Annotated in this window: 14 protein-coding genes; 5 read left to right on the top strand and 9 right to left on the bottom strand. The window is 74.4% G+C overall.

The window, feature by feature from the left end; genetic code table 11:
* Window positions 1–34: 34 nt before the first annotated feature.
* The 4 genes from eccB to F9C12_RS00625 form a co-directional block, all read right to left on the bottom strand.
* On the bottom strand, window positions 35–1,471 hold the full coding sequence (gene eccB / locus F9C12_RS00640; RefSeq protein WP_409464314.1) for a type VII secretion protein EccB: 1,437 nt from the start codon (window positions 1,469–1,471) through the stop codon (window positions 35–37).
* A 5-nt stretch (window positions 1,472–1,476) separates the two neighbouring features.
* Window positions 1,477–2,856: a type VII secretion integral membrane protein EccD gene (gene eccD, locus F9C12_RS00635; protein ID WP_409464313.1), complete on the bottom strand. Its 1,380-nt coding sequence runs from the start codon at window positions 2,854–2,856 to the stop codon at window positions 1,477–1,479.
* A 159-nt stretch (window positions 2,857–3,015) separates the two neighbouring features.
* A complete protein-coding gene (locus F9C12_RS00630) occupies window positions 3,016–3,690 on the bottom strand; it encodes a hypothetical protein (RefSeq protein ID WP_409180054.1) in 675 nt (224 codons plus the stop codon).
* Window positions 3,691–3,720: 30 nt separating this feature from the next.
* The gene (locus tag F9C12_RS00625; protein WP_409180053.1) at window positions 3,721–4,059 is read right to left on the bottom strand and encodes a hypothetical protein; all 339 of its coding nucleotides are present in this window, start codon (window positions 4,057–4,059) and stop codon (window positions 3,721–3,723) included.
* A gap of 162 nt (window positions 4,060–4,221) precedes the next feature.
* On the opposite strand from F9C12_RS00625, the gene F9C12_RS00620 reads away from it, so the two are divergent.
* Window positions 4,222–6,216: a serine/threonine-protein kinase gene (locus tag F9C12_RS00620; protein ID WP_409464312.1), complete on the top strand. Its 1,995-nt coding sequence runs from the start codon at window positions 4,222–4,224 to the stop codon at window positions 6,214–6,216.
* 19 nt (window positions 6,217–6,235) lie between these two features.
* Here F9C12_RS00620 and F9C12_RS00615 read toward each other — a convergent pair whose 3' ends face one another.
* From F9C12_RS00615 to F9C12_RS00600, 4 genes are read right to left on the bottom strand one after another with little or no spacing between them, the layout of a single operon-like run.
* A complete protein-coding gene (locus F9C12_RS00615; protein ID WP_409464311.1) occupies window positions 6,236–8,347 on the bottom strand; it encodes a DUF3488 and DUF4129 domain-containing transglutaminase family protein in 2,112 nt (703 codons plus the stop codon).
* Window positions 8,344–9,462 (bottom strand): DUF58 domain-containing protein, encoded by a 1,119-nt coding sequence (locus F9C12_RS00610; protein ID WP_409464310.1) that lies wholly within the window; start codon window positions 9,460–9,462, stop codon window positions 8,344–8,346. Before F9C12_RS00610 ends, F9C12_RS00615 begins: the two co-directional genes overlap by 4 nt.
* 3 nt (window positions 9,463–9,465) lie before the next feature.
* On the bottom strand, window positions 9,466–10,419 hold the full coding sequence (locus F9C12_RS00605) for an AAA family ATPase (protein ID WP_409180049.1): 954 nt from the start codon (window positions 10,417–10,419) through the stop codon (window positions 9,466–9,468).
* An 11-nt stretch (window positions 10,420–10,430) separates the two neighbouring features.
* The gene (locus tag F9C12_RS00600; RefSeq protein ID WP_409464309.1) at window positions 10,431–12,452 is read right to left on the bottom strand and encodes a fibronectin type III domain-containing protein; all 2,022 of its coding nucleotides are present in this window, start codon (window positions 12,450–12,452) and stop codon (window positions 10,431–10,433) included.
* Between the two features lie 152 nt (window positions 12,453–12,604).
* On the opposite strand from F9C12_RS00600, the gene F9C12_RS00595 reads away from it, so the two are divergent.
* Window positions 12,605–13,888, top strand: coding sequence for a type VII secretion protein EccE (locus F9C12_RS00595; protein ID WP_409464308.1), 1,284 nt, complete (start codon window positions 12,605–12,607; stop codon window positions 13,886–13,888).
* A gap of 329 nt (window positions 13,889–14,217) precedes the next feature.
* Here F9C12_RS00595 and cynS read toward each other — a convergent pair whose 3' ends face one another.
* Window positions 14,218–14,688: a cyanase gene (gene cynS / locus F9C12_RS00590; RefSeq protein WP_409464307.1), complete on the bottom strand. Its 471-nt coding sequence runs from the start codon at window positions 14,686–14,688 to the stop codon at window positions 14,218–14,220.
* 146 nt (window positions 14,689–14,834) lie between these two features.
* Between cynS and F9C12_RS00585 the strand changes: the two genes are divergently transcribed.
* The 3 genes from F9C12_RS00585 to F9C12_RS00575 are packed head-to-tail and all read left to right on the top strand — an operon-like array spanning window position 14,835 to window position 20,180.
* The gene (locus F9C12_RS00585) at window positions 14,835–16,145 is read left to right on the top strand and encodes a hypothetical protein (RefSeq protein ID WP_409464306.1); all 1,311 of its coding nucleotides are present in this window, start codon (window positions 14,835–14,837) and stop codon (window positions 16,143–16,145) included.
* Complete coding sequence (locus F9C12_RS00580; protein ID WP_409464305.1) at window positions 16,142–17,182, top strand: hypothetical protein; 1,041 nt, start codon at window positions 16,142–16,144, stop codon at window positions 17,180–17,182. Before F9C12_RS00585 ends, F9C12_RS00580 begins: the two co-directional genes overlap by 4 nt.
* 1 nt (window position 17,183) lies before the next feature.
* Window positions 17,184–20,180 carry a hypothetical protein gene (locus tag F9C12_RS00575; protein ID WP_409464304.1) on the top strand — a complete coding sequence of 999 codons (2,997 nt, stop codon included), beginning with the start codon at window positions 17,184–17,186 and terminating at the stop codon, window positions 20,178–20,180.
* Window positions 20,181–20,190: the final 10 nt, after the last annotated feature.

Genomic DNA, 20,190 nt, shown 5'->3' with positions numbered 1-20,190 from the left:
CCCCAGCCTCGGTGATCGTTGCCAGCATAGGCCCTCAGCCCGACACGGTGGGCCGCATCGCCGACGCCGGGTCGAGTCCAGGCCCCTCCGGCAACCGGGCCACCAGACCGCCCGGCAACCGCACCGGCGCCGCGGACGGGTAGCCGAGCGTCTTCGCCACGTCCGGCCGGGCCAGCGGATAGCGTCTCCCCAGGTCGGTGACCAGCGTGAGCGTGCCCGAAGCAGCCTGCGCGGACGGCATCGCCTCCACCAGCACCGCCGAGCCCGACGGCACGTAGACGCGGTCGGCCAGCGGAGTGCCCGCGGCGGAGCGGCCTGCAGTGGACAGCAGCTGGTTTTCCGGCGGGAGTTCCGGGCCGACGATCAGCCTTGGTGCGCTCGCGCCGGGGGCATAGACCGCGCACAGGGTGGCGTCCTGGTCGGACAGCCGGGCCAGCCGGGGGCGAGCGACCGGCGCGGCGTCCGCGGTGGCCGGGACCGGGTCCAGCTGCCGGGCCGCGGCCGCCTCCGCGGGAGCGAGCGGAAGCGCACGAGGCGGTGCGCCGGAGTAGGCGGTGCGCGCCAACTGGGCGTCGGCGAGTTCGATTTCGTACTGCAGTTCGGTGATCGGGCGAAGCGCGTCCGGCTCGGCCACGTAGTACTGCTGCCCGCCGCCCGCGGTGTGCACGGCCAGCAGCGAGCCGGTCACCACGTCGGACCGGCCGGGCACGGCGGAGGACGGACGGCCCGCCTGCGCGGTCGGGAGCGGCCCGATCGGAGCGCCTTCCGGCACGACGTCCAGCCAGGCCTGGCCTGCCCTCGCCCACGACGCGGCGGTCAGCGCGAGCCCGGTGCCGACCGTTCCGTAGTCGGCGATCTTGTGCCGGTAGCCGTGCCACAGCAGGTAGCGGTCGCCGGTGGACACGAGCTGCACCGGCAGCGCCTCGTCCGCGAGCCCGGTCCCGCCGCCCGGTTCGGCGCCGGCGAGCAGGACCGATTCCTGGATCGCGCTCCCGGCCGAATCGCTGGCCGGAGCCGAGCACAGCGACCACGAACCGGTCCGCAGCCGGTCCGGGCCGGGCAGCGCGTCCGGGGCGTCCGGGATCCCGATCCGCGGCCCGCGCGGCACCCCGGCCAGCGAGTTCCCGGACACCTGCTGCGTCTCCGCGTGCTGCCCCAGCGCCAGCAGCGCGGAGGCGTAGTTCGCGACCGGGTACAGCCTGCCGCTCTGGTAGACGTACCGCGTGCCGGTCTCCTTCTCCACGAGCACCGCGGCCTGCCCGCGCCAGGAGTCGTTGCCGCCCGGCACGATCATCCCGTAGACGCCGGCGCAGGCCAGCGACACGATCGCCAGCGCCACCCCGGCGAACGCGGCGGCCCCGGAGCGGCGGAACGGCGGCTGCTCCGGGTCGGTCTCCCGGGTGACCAGCGCGGAAATCGCGCGCTGGACGAGGAATTGGTACGCCTGCAGCTGATCGCGTTTCGACGCCACGGCCCTCAGCCCCCCAGTCCGCGCACGTAGCCGTACAGCCCGAGCACCCAGCACGCGACCGGCACCAGCGAGCACACCAGGAGGATCTCGGAGTACTCGGCGAACCGGCCGAGATACGGATTCGGCACGCGGGTGCTGAACAGCAGTCCGGCGCCGACCACCAGGGCCGCGACCACGAGCAGGATCGCCCCGGCCGACACGAGCGGCAACCCAGTCCCGGCGCCCGGTCCCGCCGCGAGTGCCGCGGCCCCGGCCATTCCCGCCGCCAGCAACGGGATCCGCTGCCGCAGCGTCGGATACAGCCTGGCCCGCACCAGGAATCCGGCGGCGACCACCGCGACCATCGTCACCGAGGCGGCGCTGCCGTCGCGTACGAGCAGCACTTCGCAGCACACCGCCACCGCGGCCGCGCCGGCCAGCATGCCGGTGAGCAGGCCGTCCGCGCGGGCCACCGCGGCGTGCACGCGGTCGACCGGCGGCTGCGGATCGTCCCGGACCAGGTCCGCGGTCGATCGCGGCAGCACCGGCATCGGCACCTTGCCGAGCCGCAGCGCGAGCGGCGCGAACACAATGGACAGTGCCAGCAGCCCGGCGGAGAGCGCGGCCGCCGCCTGGTACGCCGCGAAATCACCGCTCGCGGCGACGAAACCGCCTGTCAGGGCGAAGAATCCGGCGGTGGCCGCGCCCGCGAACCACGGCTGGGCCGCGGCGACCCCGAGGTACCCCGCCACGGCCGCCAGCGTCAGGGCCACCCCCGCGAGCATCACCTGTCCCGGCGCGAGGTCGGTCACCGCGTGCGTCCCGGCTGGCAACAATCCGCCGCCGAGGAAGGCGAACGGCAACGCGACCGCGGCGAGCACCGCGCCCGCTCCGGCGTCCCCGGCCGCGCGGGCGAGAACGACCCCCGCGACCAGCAGCAGTCCGGCGACCACGAGCGCCCACACCGCGGGACCGGTCCACGGCGCACCGGCGCGCAGCACCGGGATCAGTCCTAAAAGGACCACAGCACCACCTGCGGCCAGGCCCGCCGTGCGCGTGTGCCGCGGTCCCCACGCGCGGCCGAGCCCGCTCGCGCCGGTCGCGATCGCGTCCACCACGTCGTCGTACTCCGGTTCCGGCCAGTCGGCCCTGGCCGGCAGCAGGTGCAGCACCTCGCCGTCGCGCACCCGGTGCCCGGCGAGCGTGCGGCCGAGGTCGAACCTCGCCCCGTCGGGCCGGCGCAGCTGCCAGCCGCCGCCCGCCGCGCCGTCGTCGGCGAGTCCCTCGCCCGCGCGGGCGAGCAGGCCCGGCAGCAGTTCCGCGACGCTCGCGTGCTCGGGGAGCGCCATGTCGATCCGTCGTTTCGGAGCGGCGATCGTGACTCTGATCAAGCCGGCTGTCTGCATGCGCCCAGCCTCTCCCGGGAACCGCCGCGGCGGGGCGGCGAGGCAGGAACCTGCCGCCGGTCCCGCCGCCATTCTGTATGTCCACAAAGGACCTCGGACGCACGGAAATACCCTTGCCCCGGAGGCATTCCAGGGCAAGGGCAGGTCGGCGGTGCCCGGTCAGGCGCACACTCCGTGCAGCGCGGTCTCGAGCTGGGCCGCGAAGCCCAGGACGGTGTCCGCGCGCAGCAGCCAGCCGGACGAGACAATGCCGTGCAACGTGCGCACCACCAGCACCGCGCTGTCCGCGCCCGGCGTGACCATCAGCAGGCGGGCGACCTCCCAGCTCTGCTGGGCGGTGCCGAGCGGCAGGCTTTTCGTCTGGACCGCGTGGGTGCTCGACAGGCGGTTGGCGGCTTCGAGCAGGTGCGCGTCGGCGTTCAGCCGGTCCGCGGCCGCCGGGTCGCCTTCGAACGAGGCGAGTCCCCGGCCGCCCGGCGCGCCGAGCGAAACCCGGACCGCGTTCGGCAGGCGCAGCGGCACCGCGTAGACCAGCGCGCCCAGGCCGAGCGCCCGGCGCACCGCGGTGCGGCCGGTCAGGACGGCGGCGCGGAGTTCGAACGGGCGGGGCTGCTGGCCGTCGACGTAGACGAAGCAGTCGGTCGGCGCGGGCATGCCGCTGAAGCGTTCGCGCGGCGGCAGAAGGCTTCCCGCCGGAACGCCGGTGCTGTTGCCCGGCAAGGTCATCGCCGACGGAGGGGCGGCGAGGCCGAGTTCCTTCTGCACGGTCGCGGCGACGTCGGCGGTGACCGTGGCGGGTTCGGCGCGGCGGCCGGTCCACAGGGCGGCGGGCATCGGAGTTCCCCCTTGGAAGTTCGGGCCGGCTCAGGCCGCGGACTTGCTCAGCTCGTCGAGACGCGCTGAAGCGGCTTGCAATTCGGACTGGAAGCGGCCTGGCCGCAACTGCGCGAGTTCCTGCCAGCTGTTCACCGCGGCGCGCGCCTTGGCGAGCGCGTCCTGTCCGCGGGCGGCCAGCTCGTCGCGTTCGGCGTCGAACTGCCGCGCCTGCCGGAGCACGGCCTGCGAGCGGTCCTCGACCGGAGCCGGGGCGGCTGCTTCGGTGCGGGCGACCCGGCGCTTGCGGATCGTCATGCTGAGCCAGCCCACGCCGAAGATGATGAGGCCGGTGAGGAGCGGCTTGGCGAGAATGTGCCAGATGTCCATGGAGGGTTCCTGTCCGTTCCAGGCGGCTCGCGGCCGCCGAAGCTGTGTGGTGACGGGATCGAAACTAGCCACGGCGGATGAGGTTTCGATGACACGCGCACGCGAGGCAGGAACCTGCCCGGGCATTGCGCCGGACGCGCCCGCACAGGGGAGAATGGCGGCATGAGCATCGGGGTGGGCGAGGAGCAGCTGCTCGCCGAGGGACCGGTCGCCAAGGTCTACGCGGGCCGGCTGGCGGGCGCGGACGTGGCGGTCAAGGTGTTCGACGGCGTCCTCGACCGGGACACGGCGGCCCGGTTCGACCGCGAACGCAAGGCACTCGCCGCCGTGCGCGGCGAGCGGGCGATCCTGCCCGTCGACGAGGCGGGCGAACTGCCGGGCGGCCGCCTCGGCCTGCGGATGGAATTGTGCCCGCGGTCGCTGGCGCAGCTGCTCGACGGCCAGCTGCCGGTGCGCGACGTCCTCGCCGTCGGCTGGACCGTCTCGGCCGCGCTGGCCGCCGCGCATCAGGTGGGCGTCGTGCACGGCGGGGTCACGCCGCACAACGTGCTGCTGCGCCGTTCGGGCGAACTCGCCCTCGCCGATTTCGGGCTGGCCCTGCGCCGCCGCTTCCCGCGCGACCCCCTGCACGCCGTGGACTACGCGGCGCCGGAAACGCTGCGGGACGACGCCCTCTCCGAGGCGACCGACCTCTACGGCCTCGGCGCGGTGCTCTACACCGCGCTCACCGGTTCGTCGCCGTTCCCGCGGCACACCGGACAGCAGCGCGCCGAACGAATCCTGCAGGTCTTCCGCGACCCGGTGCCGCCGATCCGGGTGCCCGCCGCGCCGCCCGCGCTGACCGACCTGATCGGCCGGCTGCTGGCCAAAGACCCGGCGGACCGCCCGCAGGACCCGGCCGCGGTGGCGGAAACCCTGGAACGGCTGTACCGGGCGAGCGCCGCCCCGGCCGAGGTGGAATTCGACGATTTCGCGGGCATGGGGGCAACGGCGGGCGGATTCGGCGGCGCCCCGCCTCAGCCTGGCTATGGCGCGCAGCAGCCGGTGGGATTCGGCGGTGCGGTTCCGCCGGGCGGTTTCGCGCACCACTCCGGCGGGTTCGGCCACGCGGTTCCGCAGTCGAGCGGATTCGCTGCACCCCCGCACAATCCCGGGGATTATGCGGGGGTGCAGCAGGCAGTTGCCTCCGGCGACACCGTCCGCGCGGGCGGCCTCGGTGGACCGGACCGGCGAGCTGGCGAATTCGCGACGCCCCAACACCAACTCGCTGGCCTCGGCAACGCCACCCACCAACCCACCGGCCTCGGCGGACCCGCCCAACGAACTGCCGACTTCACGACACCCCAGCAGCAACCCCTCGGCCTCGGCGGCACGACCCAACAGTCCATTGGCCTCGGCGGGCCGGTCCAGCGAGCTGGCGAATTCGCGACGCCCCAACACCAACCCGCTGGCCTCGGCAACGCCACCCACCAACCCACCGGCCTCGGCGAACCCGCTCAACGAACTGCCGATCTCGCCACGCCCCAACACCACCCCACGGGCCTCGGCAACGCGACCCAGCCGCCACCCGCACCCGCCCGTCTGCCCGCCTTCACCGGCTCGACCCCGCCGCCGAGCGGCCTCAGCGCTCCCCCCGCGCCCGGGCTTCCCCGAACCTCCACCCCCGGCCGGACTCTCCTGCACACCTTCGACGACACCACGCCGCCCGCCCGCGGCCGGAAGCTCTCGGGGTTCGCGTGGTGGCCCGCGCTCGCCGCGGGGCTGGCCGCCGCGGTCGGGGCGCTCGTCGCGGTGCCGATGCTGACCTCGCGGCAGGATCCCGGGCCCGCGGCGCCGCTGGCGACCGCGCCGTCGTCCGGGCAGCTTCCGCCCGCCGGGCGGGCCCCGGCGCCGGACGTGCACCTCGCGCTCGCCGCCCCCGCCGATCTCGGCACGCAGATCAAGCTTTCCTGGAGCGCCGAGGGGAACCTGGACTTCGCGGTCGTCGTGGGAGCCGAGCGGCTGGCGCCGATGGTGCTGGTGGCCCACCGCGACCGCACGATGTCGGTTCCGGTGGACCCGGCGCGCAAGTACTGCTTCCAGATCCGCGCGACGGACGGCAGCCACGTCTACGAGACTCCGCCGGTCCCGGTCCGCGGCGCGGTCTGCACCACCTGACTGTGGCGAACGCACTGTCCTAACCGGACCGCCGGAACAGCGGCCGGGGGTCGAACACCGCGCGCATCCGCCTCCGCAGGGGGCGGCGGGCCAGCGCCCGGCGCAGTTCCCGGATCTCCATCCAGGCGACCCCCACCGCGCTTTCCGAAGGCGGGAACCGCGACCACAGCGCCGAATCCATCACGCCGGACAGCCGCAGCACCGGATCGCGCACCCGCTCCCCCAGCGCCGCGCCCGCCGATTCCGCCAGGTCCCGGGGCGTCATGCCTGCCCGGTACGCCACGCCGTGCGCGCGCAACCGGTCGCGGGCCTCCGCCCAGGCACCGAAAATGGCGTCCTTGCCCAGCCGGCGGCGCCGGCGTCTCGTCCGGAGCGCCTTCGCCAGCGGCACTCCGGCCAGTCCGCACAGCACCAGCGCGGGCGCCGCGGCCGCCGCGATCCACCACGGCCAGCCGCCCGTTCCGGAAACGAACGCCGCGGCTTCCGGCCGGGTGTCCGCGGGCGGCACCGGCGGCTGGAGTTTCTCCAGCGGCGGCAGCTTCGCCTGCGCCCGCCCCGCGGCGCCCGCCAGCCCGGACGACCGGGCGGACGTGGCCGCGGACTTCGTCGGGTCCAGCGGAACCCAGCCGACCCCGGCGACGGCGACCTCCGGCCACGCCAGCGCGTCCCCGGCGCGCACGACGTGCTCCCCGGCGGTGTCCGCACCGCGGTAGCCGACGACGAGCCGCGCCGGGATGCCGGTGATCCGGGCCAGCGCCACGTACGCGGCGGCGAACTGCTGGCTCGTCCCTCGTTTCGAGACGGTCAGGAACTGCCGCAGCTGCGGCCAGGACGCCCCGGTCGGCAGGTCGTCGCCGACCGCGAGCTGGTAGTTCTGCTGAAGGAACCGCTGCAGCTGCAAGGCGGACTGGAACGTCGGGCGCAAGCCGTGCACGGCGGTCCAGGCGAGCCGGGCGACGTCGTCGGGCACCGCGCCGACCCCGGCGAGGCCGCCCGGCGCCTGCGCGTCCACCGGCGCCGTGCCCAGGTAGTCCGGGTCCGCCTCGGGCGCCGACCACGTCATCCGGTATTCGGCCGGCCCGCCCGGAGCGGCCGAAAACAGCATGCCGGCGCCGGGATCCACCAGCGGCGCGGCCCCGGTCACGCTGGTCAGGCCCGGCTGGCTCGGCAGCCACGGCCCGGACAGCGGCGGAACGCGCAGCTCCGCCGAGACCTCCGGCGCGCCGGGAACGCCCTCGAGACCGGCGCCCAGCCGGCGCAGCTTCGGCTCGGCCGACCAGCCCGCCCCGTCGAATCCGGTCAGCACGACCAGCCGCCACCGCTCGACCGGAGCGGAGCTGCGGTAGCTGAACACCGGCCGCTCCGGATCGGCCAATTGCCCGGCGATCTCGTCGAGCGGATTGCTGACCGGGGTTTGCGGGGGCGGCACCGGATGGCCGTCGGCGAGCCGGTACGGCTCCCGTCCCGCCGGGTCCAGCCCGCCGAAAGCGACCGCGCCGGCCGCGATCGCGACCACCAGCGGCAGCACCGCCCAAGCGGCCGAAGCGGACGGCCGCCGCAGCCGGAGACCTCCGGGCCGCGCCGCCCACAGCACCAGCCCCGCCGGCGCGAAATACCCGAGCGCGGCCACGAGCGCCGGGCCGCCGGACAGCGCCTGATACGCCTGCGCGAGCACCGCCACGGCCAGGCTCGGCAGCAGCGCCACCAGCGGCATTCGCAAGCGCAGCAACAGTTCCAGCCCGAGCACGACCGCCAGCAGCACTGCCAGCGGCACGAACAGCAGCTGTCCGGCGTCCGGACGCGCGGGCCAGGTCGACTGCAGCGTCCGCAGCCAGCTCTCGGTCAGCCCTTGGCTCAATCCCTGCAACGAAGCTCCGGTGGGCAGCCCGGCGATCGTGGTCGAAAACAGCGTCGTCTCAACGATTCCGAGCAATCCGGCGACGAGCACGACCAGCGGACGCCACGCCTCCAGCCGCGGCACGCGCAGGCACAGCTCGGCGCCGCCGTAGCCGAGCACCACCACCACGAACACCGGCAAAAGCAACGCCGGCAGCCCGAACACCGGCGCGAACAACAGCCCGGCCACCGCGGTGGAGCCGAGCAGTCCGAGCGCCGCCAGCCGCGCGTTCACCCTTCGCCCCGGGCGTTCCACTTGGCCGCCGCGTCCGCGGCGTCCACCGCGTCGATCGAACCGGCGCGCACGCCCGGCACGCGGACGCCCAGCCGGAGCACGGTGTCCGGCCGCCAGCGCAGCGCCGCCCCGAGATCGGCCTCCGGCCCGGTGACCACGACCAGCGCCCCGCCCGGCCGCGCTCCGGCCAGCCGCGCGGCGGGCAGCAGCAGCGGACCGTCCGCGTCCTGCGCGGCCAGGCAGAGTTCGTCCAGCAGCAAGCGAGCCGCCGAAACCCCGCTCCCTACCGGGGTTTCGAGCCCGGAGGAGGTCAGCAACCGGCAGTGCTGGCCCGCCATCGCGGACGCGTACAACACCGACGCCACGACCTCGACGGCTTCCTCGAAGACCTCCGGCCGCATCGCCCCCGCCCGCGTGTCGAGCACCGCGGTGAGCCGCGACTGCGCCGGATCCGCGTAGTCGCGCACCATCAGCCGCCCGGTCCGCGCGCTGGCTTTCCAGTGCAGGTGCCGGACTTCGTCGCCGAGCATGTATTCGCGCACCGCCAGCAGGTCCGCGGAACCGCGCAGCGGCGGATCGGTGATCGGGCCGTCGTGGTGGTGGCGCGGATGCGCCGAGGCGGCCGGGCGCATCGGGTTCAGCCGCGGATACACCCACAGGGAAGCGGCCGCGCCCAGCGTCCGGTCCGCGCGCGCGAGCCCGAACGGATCCGACCGGTGCAGCACGAGCGGGCCGACCTCGAGCTTGCCGCGTACGCCGGTCGGCAGCTCGTAGTGGTAAGTCGCGGCGGCGCCGGGCGCGAGCGCGCGGACCTGGACCTCGCGGACGTCCGCGCCGACGCAGTCCTGCGCGGCGAATCCGCCGTGCCGCCGCTCGCTTTCGTTGCGCACGGCCAAAGTCGCCAGCGCCGGGCGGCCGCGTTCGACGCGTTCGGGATGCACCGACCGCGAGACGTCGGCCTTCGGCCGGGCCCGGGTCACCAGCACCGCGGCGAGCACGGCGCCGGCCGCGATCCCGGCGAGCACGCGCAGCAGCGGATACCCGGCCAGTTCGCCGAGTCCGTACCCCAGCACAGCACTGGCGAGCGCCGCGATTCCGCGGCGGGTGAGCCGCATGCCTCAGCGCCCGGGCGCGGCCGTCGGGGCGGCGGTGTCGGCGAGCAGTTCGGCCACGACGTCCTCGGCCCGCCGCTGGTTCAGCTCGGCGTCCGGGGTCAGCACCAGCCGGTGGCACAGCACCGCGAGCGCCACGTCCTTGACGTCGTCCGGGGTCACGAAATCGCGGCCGTGCGTGGCCGCGAGCCCTTGCGCGGCGCGGATCAGCGCGATGCTGCCGCGCGGGCTCACGCCGTAGCGCACCGCCGGATGGCTGCGGCTCGCCGCGGCGAGGCGGACCGCGTACGACACGACCTCGGGCGCCAGATACGCCTGCCGCACCCGCGCGATGACCTGCTGCACGTCCTCGATCCGCAGGACCGGCCGAAGCTCGTCGGCGGTGACGCCCGCGCAGTCGCCCATCACGACCAGCACTTCCGCGTCGTGGGCCGGATAGCCGACCGACAGCCGCATCAGGAACCGGTCCAGCTGCGCCTCCGGCAGCCGGTAGGTCCCCTCCATCTCGATCGGGTTCTGCGTCGCCACCACCAGGAACGGCCGCGGCACCGGCTGGCTGACCGCGTCGACCGTGACCCGGCGCTCGGCCATCGCCTCGAGCAGCGCCGCCTGGGTTTTCGGGGTGCCGCGGTTGATCTCGTCGGCGAGCACCACGTTGGCGAAGATCCCGCCGGGGTGGAACTGGAACTTCTCGGCGTGCTGGTGGTAGACCATCACGCCGAGGATGTCGCCGGGCAGCAGGTCCGGGGTGAACTGGATGCGGTTCCACCGGCCGCCGACGCTGGCCGCGAGGCACCGCGCCAGCGTGGTCTTCCCGACGCCGGGCACGTCCTCGATCAGCAGATGCCCCTCGGCGAACAGCGCCGCGACCGCCATCCGGACGACGTCGGGATGGCCGCGCAGCACCGTCTGCACGTTGTCGGCGATGAGGTCGTAGGCCGCTTTCGGCGTGAAGCTCACGGTCGCCCTTCTCAGGAGGTGGTCGGAACGCCGGTCCAGCTGTCGCTGCCGGAACCGGAGGAATTGCGGATCGTGGCCTTGATCGTGACGGCCCCGGTCCACACCACGTTCGAGATCGTCAGCTGGGTGGTGCCGGAGCAGGGCTTCGCGGGCGAAGCCACGCCCATGAACGAGGCCTGGCAGGTGGCCGCGCCGCCGCCCGGGTCCGCTTCGACGGTCACGATCAGCGCGTTCGTGCTGCGCACGCTCGTGATCTTCACCGACGGCGGGCCGGACGCGAGCGTCGCGCGCGCCGAACCGGGGCTGCCGGTCAGCTGCCCGCCCGAGCCGTACGAGGTGATCGCCCGGACGGTGAAGGTGATGGTGCCGCTCAGGCCCTGGAAGCTGGTCGAGGTCCCGGACACCGACCGGTCGCTCTGCCCGGACGCGCTCACCGCGTAGCGGACGAGGTCGGCCCCGTGCAGGTCCGGGGTCGTCCAGCTCACCGAGACCGCGCCGTTCGAGCCGACGGTCGCGGTGACCTTCGGCGCCTCGGCGGCCCCGCCGGGCACGATCGAACGGGAACTGGCCGCGCTGCCGCGGCCCGCGGAGTTTTCCGCGGCCACGGTGAAGGTGTAGGACTGGCCGTTGGTCAATCCGGTCACGGTGACCCGCGACCGCGAACCGTCCACTGTGGTCGAACCGCCGGACCAGGAGACGACGTACCGGACCACGCGGGAACCGTTGCCCGGCGCGGACGCCCACATGACCGTGGCCGAACCGGTGCCCGGGGTCGCCCGGACGTTGCGCGGCGAACCCGGCGGGGTCGGCTTCGCGACCGGCGGCGGATTGCCGCGCTGCGCGGGCGGACCCGGCGGCGCGGGCGGCGCGGGCGACTGGCTGCTGGCCGGGGGTTCCGGCTGCGACGGCGGAGTGGGCTTCGGCTGCGTTTTCGCGCTGACGTCCACGTCCGCGGCCACGCCGCTGCCGCCGTCCACGACGACCATGTGCGAGCCGTCGTGGTTGTCGACGTAGATCCGGTGGTCCTGGCCGAGCGACAGCCGCGCTTCGCCGCCGCCGTCGGGCACCGCCTTGGTGCTCTTCAGCGCGCCCTTGCTGTCGTAGGTGCGCACCTCGTGCCGGGCCTGGTCGACCACGGCGACGGTGTGCGACGTCGCGACCGGGCCGGCGTACTGGCCGCCCTTGCGCAGCGGGACCGAAACCGGCCGCGCGACCGGACTGCTCTGCAGCAGGCCGGCGGCGTCGATCAGGTGCAGCTGGCCGTGGTCCGGGTCGACGACGGCGAGCCGCCCGTCGACGTCGTCGCTCGCCACCTGCACGGTCGCCGGAAGCGAAAGCCCGATGTCGGCCGGGTCGCCGAGCCCGTTCGCGCCGACCGAGCGGAGCACGCTGGCCGTCGTGTCGAGCACGACGGGGCGGTCGCCGACGATCGACAGCGCCGCGTCGTGCCCCTGCGGCAGCTGCGCGGGGCAGGTCAGGAGGAGGGCGCCGCGCGGGAGGTCGCAGATCGAGCCGTTGTCGATGCGGTGCACCCAGACCGTGCCGTCGGACGTCGTGACCGGCGCGGACAGCGGCCCGCCCGCCGGGGCGGTCGCCGCCGGGTCGCCGAGCCGCGCGATCTGGCCCGCGTTGCGGTACACGAGGTACGGGCCGCCCGCGACCTCCAGCACGACCGGCTCCTCCGACGCCGGCGGCGCGGTGCTGCTCTCGACCCCGAGGGTCGACTTGCTGAACTCGGTGATCCGCGTCCGGTCGACGACGTAGCCCGAACGGCCGTTCTGCGCGACCGGGCTGCCCGCCTCCGCGCCGGGGACCGCCGCCTGGGCGTCGACCTGGCCGGTCGCGCCGTCGACGTGCACCGCCGCCTGCGCCGAGGTGTTGTAGACCCAGTGCCCGGCCTGCACGAACTGCAGGTTCTCGGGCAGCGAGGCGTGCCCGGTGACGGCGATGCCGACGACCGCGAGGCCGGCGACGAGCACCGTGCCGAGCCGGAACAGGGCAGCGCGTTTCGCGCGCGGCGTTTCTGTGGTCACCGGCGGACCGTAACGGGCGCGGCTACAGCCGAGATACATCCGGAACCCATGCCCGGACGCTAGAGGACGCCGTTGAAATCCTGATTAAACGAGCTGTCACGGAAACCTCAGCTTCCGCCCGCGACGCTGTCGGGGACCTGAGGAGGGCTGCCGTGACCTACCCCGGCAAGGCACATCCCGGCCACCGCGCCCGCACCGCGGCTCGCCCGCTCCCGGAGGCGGCGCCGCTCGCCCGGCCGGCCGGCCAGCGGATTCCCGCCCCGGCGGACGCCCAGGCCGCGGCTCGCTCGGCGGCGCTGGCCGCCTTGACCGCCGCGAGAGCAGCGGCTCCGGCCACGCTCGCACCCCAAACCCAGCCGTGGCACCCCGTCGTAACCACCGCGCCCTCCACCCCGGCGGGCCTTCCGACGGCTAAGCGACCCCGCCGGTGGGGCGCGCTGCAGATCGTCTGCGGGCAACTGGTGCTGGTGGCAGGGATCCTGGCGGTCGGACGGCCATGGCCGGTGGCTGCCACGATCGGGCTCGGCGCCGCGGCGGTGCTCGCCCTGACGGCAGCCCGTTACCGGGGCCGCTGGGGTTACGAATGGCTGCTTCTTGCCGTGGGTTACGCGCTGCGCGACCGGGAACGCGAACTCGCCGACGCCGACGAGACCGGCCGGGCCCTGCTGCGCGCGCTGTCGCCGGAAGGGTCCGGACACACCGGGCAACTCGGCGACGACCCGGTGTTCTTCTTCAGCCGCACGGACGGGATCAGCGCGGTCCTGCGGCCGGACTCGCTTCCGTCCGCTCCGCTCCCCGGTCCCGAAGCGCTGTTGCCGCCCGCCGAACCGGGCACCTGCTTCACCGCCCAAGTGCTGTACCACGCAGGCGTCGACCGTCGGCAGCCGCCGCGGATTTGGCTTGCGCTGCAAGCATCGCGCACCGTGGAGCGGTACGAGGACGACGCGGTGCGCCAAACGCTGGCGAACGCGCTGCGGCGAGTGCAGCGTCGCCTGCGCCGCGAGGGGCTGCCGACGACTCCGTTGCGGGAGCCCGAATTCCTCGGCTCGATCGCGTCGCTCGCCCACGTCACCGCGGGCCGCACCCAGGTCCGGGAACAGTGGCGGCTCTGGCACAGCGGCCCGGTGTCCCAGGCGGCGTTCCGGCTGGAGGGCTGGTCGTCCCTGCCGCCTGCGACGACTCCGCGGCTGATCAACGCTCTGCTGGGCGCGACGGCCCAGACGGCGGTGACGCTCTCGCTGACCGCCCGCCGCTCGGACGGGGTGCCCGAGGTGGCGGCAGTCGTGCGCGTCGCCTCCCCGCACGCCGCGGCGGTCGAGCAGGCGGGCCAGGTGCTGGCGCGGCTCGCGGCGGAATGGGGCATTCGGCTGGATCGGCTGGAAGGGCGTCAGCAGGAGGGGCTGATCGCGACTTTGCCGCTCGGGTCGGTTTCCTGAGCCGCGGCGGTCGATCCGCTCGGGTCGGTTTCCCGCCGATCTGGCAGAAACGCCGATCAGTCTCTCGCCGGGCGAAGTCAATCAGGACCGCGTGCACGAAGGATACCGTCGCCGGACCCACCGCCGGGAATTCCCGAAAGAATTCCCGGCGGCGCGTTTTCCGATGCGTCCTGGGCGGTGTTTCCGGCCTTTCTCCTCCGTCCGGCGGAAACAGCGGCGAACTCCGGTCGCAGCGAATGCCGATTCGCTCGGCATTGACCAGGACCAGGCAACCGCCATTCTCGTCTTCGAACGGATTGGCTATTCGGCCCAGTCGCCTCCGCGCGGGTTCAGAACGGCTCGGCCGGCAGGTATTTGCCGTCCAGGGTGATCACGGCGCGTTCGCCGCCCTCGGGGTCGGCGACCTTCTTCACGTCGAGCCTGAAGTTGACCGCCGAGACGATGCCGTCGCCGAACTGCTCGTGGATCAGGGCCTTGAGCGTCGTTCCGTAGACTTGGAGGATCTCGTAGAAGCGGTAGATCGTCGGGTCGGTCGGGACCCGGTCCGGGATCGAACCGCGCACCGGGACGGTCTGCAGCAGCCGCGCCGCGTCCTCGCCCAATTCGAGCAGTTCCGCCACGGCCTCAGCGGCTTCCTTCGGCAGCGGGTGCTGCCCGAGGACGGCGGCGGTCGTGAACACCGCCGACAGCCCGGCCGCGTCGGCGAGCTGCTGCCAGCTGAGGTCCTTGCGGGTCTTGGCTTCCACCGCCCTCGCCGCCAGCTCCGCGCGGACGGCCGGGTCGATCTGGGTGTGCGCCATGGTCGGGAAGTCCTTTCCTCGGAGGAGAACTGCGCCGGGCACGGACTGGGCGCTCCCGGCGCCCGCCGCTGGCCATCGTCGTCGCGAGCATCCGGGAGGGGAACCGCCGCGGGCAGGATAAAGTGCGGGCGGAGCGAGGGGGCGTGATGACGGCAGGCCAGGGACAGTCGCAGTTGCGGTCGGCTGTTCTCGCGCGGGCCTGGCAGCGGATCCCGGGCGTCGAGGTGCTTTCCGCGGGCGACGGCGGCCCGCTGACCCGCACGGTCAAGAAGATCGTCGACCCGCTCGTGATCCGCACCGCGGCGCGGCCCCGGCTCGGCCGTCCGCTGCTGGATCCCGCCGCCGCGGCGGAGGTGACCGCGTTGCTGCTGGCCGACGCGGAGCGGCTGCGCGCCGCCGCGGACTGGTTCACCCACCTCAAACGGCAGCGCCGAGCCCTGCGCATCACCGCGGGCAACGTCCAGGACGTGTGCTTTCCCCTCGCTTACGAACTCGCGACCGGCTTCGGCATGCCGGACGCCTCCGCGCCGGAGCGGGCCGCGGCGGCGTTGCGCGAGTGGCACGGCGGAGGCGGCGCGGCCGGAGTCGACCAGTTGAGCCGGTACTTGGCAAATCCCGAACGCACCGCCGGCTTGACCGCCGAGCTGCGCCGTCGCTGGGTCACCGCGCCGACCGCACCGCCCACCGCCTTCGGCAGCCTGCTCGCCGCGGTCGCCAACGGCTTCACCGACGAGACCTGGCAGGCCCTCGCCGACTCCCCCGCCGGACACGCGTTCGGCCTCGCATTGCGGCAACCCGGCGGCACTGCCGCGCTGGACCGGGCCGTCCGCGAGGTTTCCGGTCTTCCCGCGCCTGATCTCGGCCTCCAACGCGGCGAACTCACCGCCGTGCCCCCGCTGAGCCAGCGCGACGAAGCCGGAACCGGACTGCTCGAACGCAGCATCGAACGCCGGGTCCGCGCGACCTTGCGCCGCCTCCCCGCGGACGAGCAACGCCCGGTAGCCGACCTGGTGGACGAGGAACTCCGCCGGACGGCCGCCGGGTTCGGGCTCGAATTGCCCGTGCTGGCCACGTGTTTCGTGCTCGGCGTCGTCCTCGCCCCCTCGCTCCGGCCGCTCGACGGCCCGGCTCCCGGCGACCTCCCGGAATTCGCGCAGCGGCTCAACGCCCAGGTCGCCCGCGAGGGATACGTGCTGTACGCCCGCCGGGCGCTGGCCGGTTCGACCCCGCTCACCGCGCAGCCGGACGCCGAGATTCTGCGAGAACTGCGCGAGTTCGCGAAGCGGTTCCTCGCCCGGCTGTGGGCGCGGCTGCACGGTTTCGACGTCAGCGGAGAGATTCCGGACGACTTCCGGCACCTGCTCACCGGAGTCGTCCGGTCGACCTCGCTGGACCTGCGGACGAAAGTGCGCCGCGCACTCGTCGCCGGCCTGCCGCGCTGGGAGGCCGCCTCATGACGCACCCGGTCCACACCCCAGTCCTCGCGGCGGACGGCGCTCTCCTGCGCTTCGCCCTGGCCGGCCTGCTCCGCGGCTCCGCCCCGTCGATGCGCGTCGAACTCACCGACCCCAGCTCGGCCGAACTCTGGGTGACCAGGCTCGTCGGCCCCGAAGCCAGCCTGACCGCGCTCCGGGAAAACCACGTCAACGTCCCGGCCCGGCCGGAGCTGGCCAGGCTCGCGCTCCTGCTGTGGGCCCGCCGCTGGTGGCCCGCCAGCCCGACGCTCGGCATCCCGGCGCTCGACCCGGCGCTGCTGGACTTCGAAGCAGCTATCGCCACCGCAGCGGTCGAAGACCTCGCCGAAGGGCTGCTCGACGGGTTCGAGGCCAGCCCGCCGGAACTGTTCGATCAGGCGCTGGATGCAGGTCTTGCTGCCGCCGCCGGGCCGGTGGCCGAGGAAGTCCGCCGTCTGTGTGCGCAGCTTTCGGCCTGGTTCGACCGCCAGGACGACCTCGGGCGGGCCGAAGCCGCCGCCGGACTGGCGGCTCGGGTGGCCCCTGGGCAACGGGCGTACGCCTTGGCCGCGGGCTCCGGCCCGGCCGCGTCCGGCGAGGGCGTGCTGGCCGAGGGCCGCGCCAGCGTCGACTGGGCCCGGGTTCCGCCCGGCGTTCTGGACGCCGCGGAAGACACGGCGGCCTGGCGGATCGTCGCGACCAGGACCGCCGCCCGGCTCGAGGTCGAGGTCTCCGGCGCGCTCGGCGACGCGTCCCTCACCGCTTCCGCGACCCGCGACGGCGAGCCGTTCGCCGAGGTCGCCCTGCACCTCGGCAGCGCGGGCTTCGCCGGAACCACCGAGCTGGACGACGCCGGGGCCAGGCTCGCGGCGACGGCCCCCGGCCGGATCGGCCTCCTCGTCGGAGCCGCGGACCCGGACGTCGAAGGCACCACCCCCGAGGACCGGGCCGCCGTGCTCGCCCTCGTCCGCGCCCGCGAAGCACTGCCGCCGACGGACCGGACCTTGGCCGAGCGAGCCGCCGCCGACGAGGAGTTCTGACGTGCTCGTCGGATTGCCGCCCCCGCTCGCGCCGCCGGACCGGCCGCCGCCCCCGGAACTGGCCGCAGCGGTGTCGCACGGCTACAACTGTCGTTGCGTCGCACGGCATTTCGGTCTCGACCCAACGGCGTACCAGGAGTTGCCCGCCTGCTCGCTCACCCCAGCCGAGTACGACCAGCTGCTCGCCGAAGCCGGCGCCGTCCAGACCGAGGCCAAGCGACTCGCCGCGGCCCGGGATGTCACCGGTGCGCAGCGCGCTTACGGGCGGATGCGGCAACTCGCCCAGCAGCTCGACCGCGTCAGCCTCGAACTCGCCGCCGTCAGCGATCTGGCCGCCGTCTGCTACTCCGCGGGCGATCTCCGCAACGCGCGCCAGTGCGCGGAAGCCGTGCTGAGCGGCTTCGCGGTGAGCACGGCCGCTATCGTCCACTTCGGACAGTACGCCGAGCTGCGGATGATCGAAGGTTCCCGCGAGGTGGCGGAACGCGTCCTCCTCTCGCTGTCCACTGAGGAGGGTGACCTCGACCGGGCACTCGAGCTGCTCGCGGACCAGCGACGGCGCGCGGCGTTCCGGAAGGCCGCCGAACCCGGCCAGTTCCCACGCGAGCAGCTCGACCCGCATGGCGCCGACGAGCTGGAACTCCGGATTCTGGAAGTGCGGGTGCAGGTCGCCGCCGGGGATCCGGCCGGGGCGCGGGACGCGATCGAGGAGATCCTGGCCGACCTGGACCGCCTCGCCGAGGTCGACGAGGTCCGCGAACAGGTGGCGGCGCTGCAGGCGATGGCGCGGGCCGAACGCGCCCGCATCCGCCAGGCCGGCGGCGAGGAAGCGGACGCGACGGCCGATCTGCTGCGGCTCAGCACTGGCCACGACGGTCCGACGGCGGCGAAATTCGCCATCGGGCTGGCCGAAACCCGAGCGCTCGACGGGGATGTCTCCGGCGCGATCGAGACGATCGCGAAGGCCCGGGACGAACTCGCCGCCGCCGGAGTGACCGGCGACGTCGCCGAGGCGAGCTACGCACTGGGCACCTTGCTCCTGCTCACCGGCGCCGCCACGCAGGCCCGGGAGCAGTTCGAGCACGCGGGCAAGCTGTGGGCGGCGAACGGCGACACCCCGGGCGCGCGCCGGCTGGCGGCAGCGCTGGCTCGCTGCGCGGCGGCCGAGGGCGACTGGACAGCAGCGGAAGAGCACGCCACCCGGCTCCGGGCGGCGGCCCGCGAGTCGGGCGAATGGCTGGAGTGCCTGCGAGCCGATTACCTCTCGGCGACGATCGGCTACCAGCGCGGCGAAGACCCGCGAGCGGTGCTGGACCTGCTCTTGCCGGTCGCCCTCGCCGCGCAGGAGTACCGGTTCGCCTTCGCGTCGGCCCAGGCGCGCACTGCGTGGGCGAACAGCGTCGCGGGCCCGGCGACGGAACTGCTGATGGCCCTGCTGGCTCAGCTCGGGGAAACCCGGCTGACGGCGGAGCTGATCGAGCGGGCCTGCGCGGTCGGGGCGCATCCGGAGGACCGGTCTCTGAACCTGACCGGCTCGCTGCCGTCCTTGGCCGCGCCGCCCGCCGCGGACGCGCGACTTCCCTTGGCCGCATTGGGTTCGGTCACCTCGTCGCTTCCGCTCCGGCTCGCCCCGCCGCCCGGCCTGCGCTGGTCGCCGTCCTCGCCGATGGAGCTGGACGGCTGGCTCCGCCTCGCCGCCGAGCGGTATGGCTGCGCGCCAGCAACCGGAACTGTCGAGACCTGGCCAGCCGCGACGCCGGGCCGCGAGACGTTCCTCCTGCGCTACGCCGACGCCGGGCACACCTACCTCAGCTGGCGCACCACCAGCGACCTCGACACGGTCCACACGCACCCGATCGACGCCGATCTCGTCGAGACGGCACGCGGGTTCCTGGCCGAGGCGTCCCCGACCCCGCGCGAAGGCGAGCGCCCAGCCGACGCCGTCCGCCGGTCGCTCGACGCGTTCGGCAGTTTCGCCGCGGAGCAACGCCTCGCCCGGATTCTCGCGCTCAACCTCCTGCCCGCCGACCTCGTCGCGCGACTCCGGCGAGCCACCCGGCCGCTGCTGAGAATCCAGCCGTCCCCCGCGCTCGCCGCGGTCCCGTGGGGCCTGCTCGCCCTGCCCGACCGTAGGCCGAGCCGCGTCCTCGACGCCGACGAGGTCGACGCCTGTTTCGACAGCGACCTCCGGGTCCTCGACCTCGCCGACGTCTCCCTCCTCGCCCCGTCCGGAATCCCGCGCCGCGAGCCGGCCCCCGCCGGGCCGCCGGTCTACCTCCTCGACCCGCGGATCCCCGGCCAGAGCGCGTTCGGCGACCTGGGATCCGTGCTCGGCAAGCAGAACGCGGACTCCCCGCTGATCCGTCATCTCGACGCGCAGCTCGCCGCGGGCCCCGTCCGCCCCGCCGCCGCGCGCGGCCTGGAGCTGGTCCGGCGGACCGACACCGACCGCCGGCTGCTCGCCGAACTCGTCGCCGAACCGTGTTCGCGGCTGGTGTTCGCCGGGCACGTCAGCCGCATCCAGGACAGCCACGGCGCACAGACCGCGCTGCATTTGTCCTGTTCCGCCGACCTTCCCGGCACCGCCGCGCCGATCGGGGCGCACCGGCCGTACACCGCCGCGGACCTCGCACTGTCCGAAGTGGACCTGCCCGCCCGGGTCGCGCTGCTCGGCTGCGCCAGCGCGAGCGACTTCGGCCTGCCCGAACCGTTCGGCGTGCTGCTCGCCGCGGTCGCGGCCGGAGCGGGGCTGGTCGCCGCGACAGTCTGGGCCCTGCCGACCTCAGCCGCGGCACCTGGCAGCGATCCGATGGCCGAACTGATCATCGCCGTCGACACCGCGCTCGCCGGGGACGACCCGGTCGCCGAGCTGTGCGCGTGGCAGCGAACCCGCCTCGCCCGCTGGCGCGAACACCCGGAACCGGCCCGCTCCCCCGCCTTCTGGGCGGCTCTGACCTGCCTCGACGCCACCGACGACGGCAAAACCTGGGTTCGGTAGCGGCCCTCCC

Source organism: Amycolatopsis sp. GA6-003 (assembly GCF_046267895.1).
GTDB lineage: Bacteria > Actinomycetota > Actinomycetes > Mycobacteriales > Pseudonocardiaceae > Amycolatopsis.
The sequence above is the reverse complement of the archived record's forward strand: the minus strand, read 5'-3'. Positions and strand labels throughout refer to the sequence as shown.

Coding starts and splice junctions, on each gene's coding strand:
- F9C12_RS00620 (WP_409464312.1), top strand. CDS start 4,222: ATGAGCATCGGGGTGGGCGAGGAGCAGCTGCTCGCCGAGGGACCGGTC.
- eccD (WP_409464313.1), bottom strand. CDS start 2,856: ATGCAGACAGCCGGCTTGATCAGAGTCACGATCGCCGCTCCGAAACGA.
- F9C12_RS00610 (WP_409464310.1), bottom strand. CDS start 9,462: ATGCGGCTCACCCGCCGCGGAATCGCGGCGCTCGCCAGTGCTGTGCTG.
- F9C12_RS00580 (WP_409464305.1), top strand. CDS start 16,142: ATGACGCACCCGGTCCACACCCCAGTCCTCGCGGCGGACGGCGCTCTC.
- F9C12_RS00630 (WP_409180054.1), bottom strand. CDS start 3,690: ATGCCCGCCGCCCTGTGGACCGGCCGCCGCGCCGAACCCGCCACGGTC.
- cynS (WP_409464307.1), bottom strand. CDS start 14,688: ATGGCGCACACCCAGATCGACCCGGCCGTCCGCGCGGAGCTGGCGGCG.
- F9C12_RS00585 (WP_409464306.1), top strand. CDS start 14,835: ATGACGGCAGGCCAGGGACAGTCGCAGTTGCGGTCGGCTGTTCTCGCG.
- F9C12_RS00625 (WP_409180053.1), bottom strand. CDS start 4,059: ATGGACATCTGGCACATTCTCGCCAAGCCGCTCCTCACCGGCCTCATC.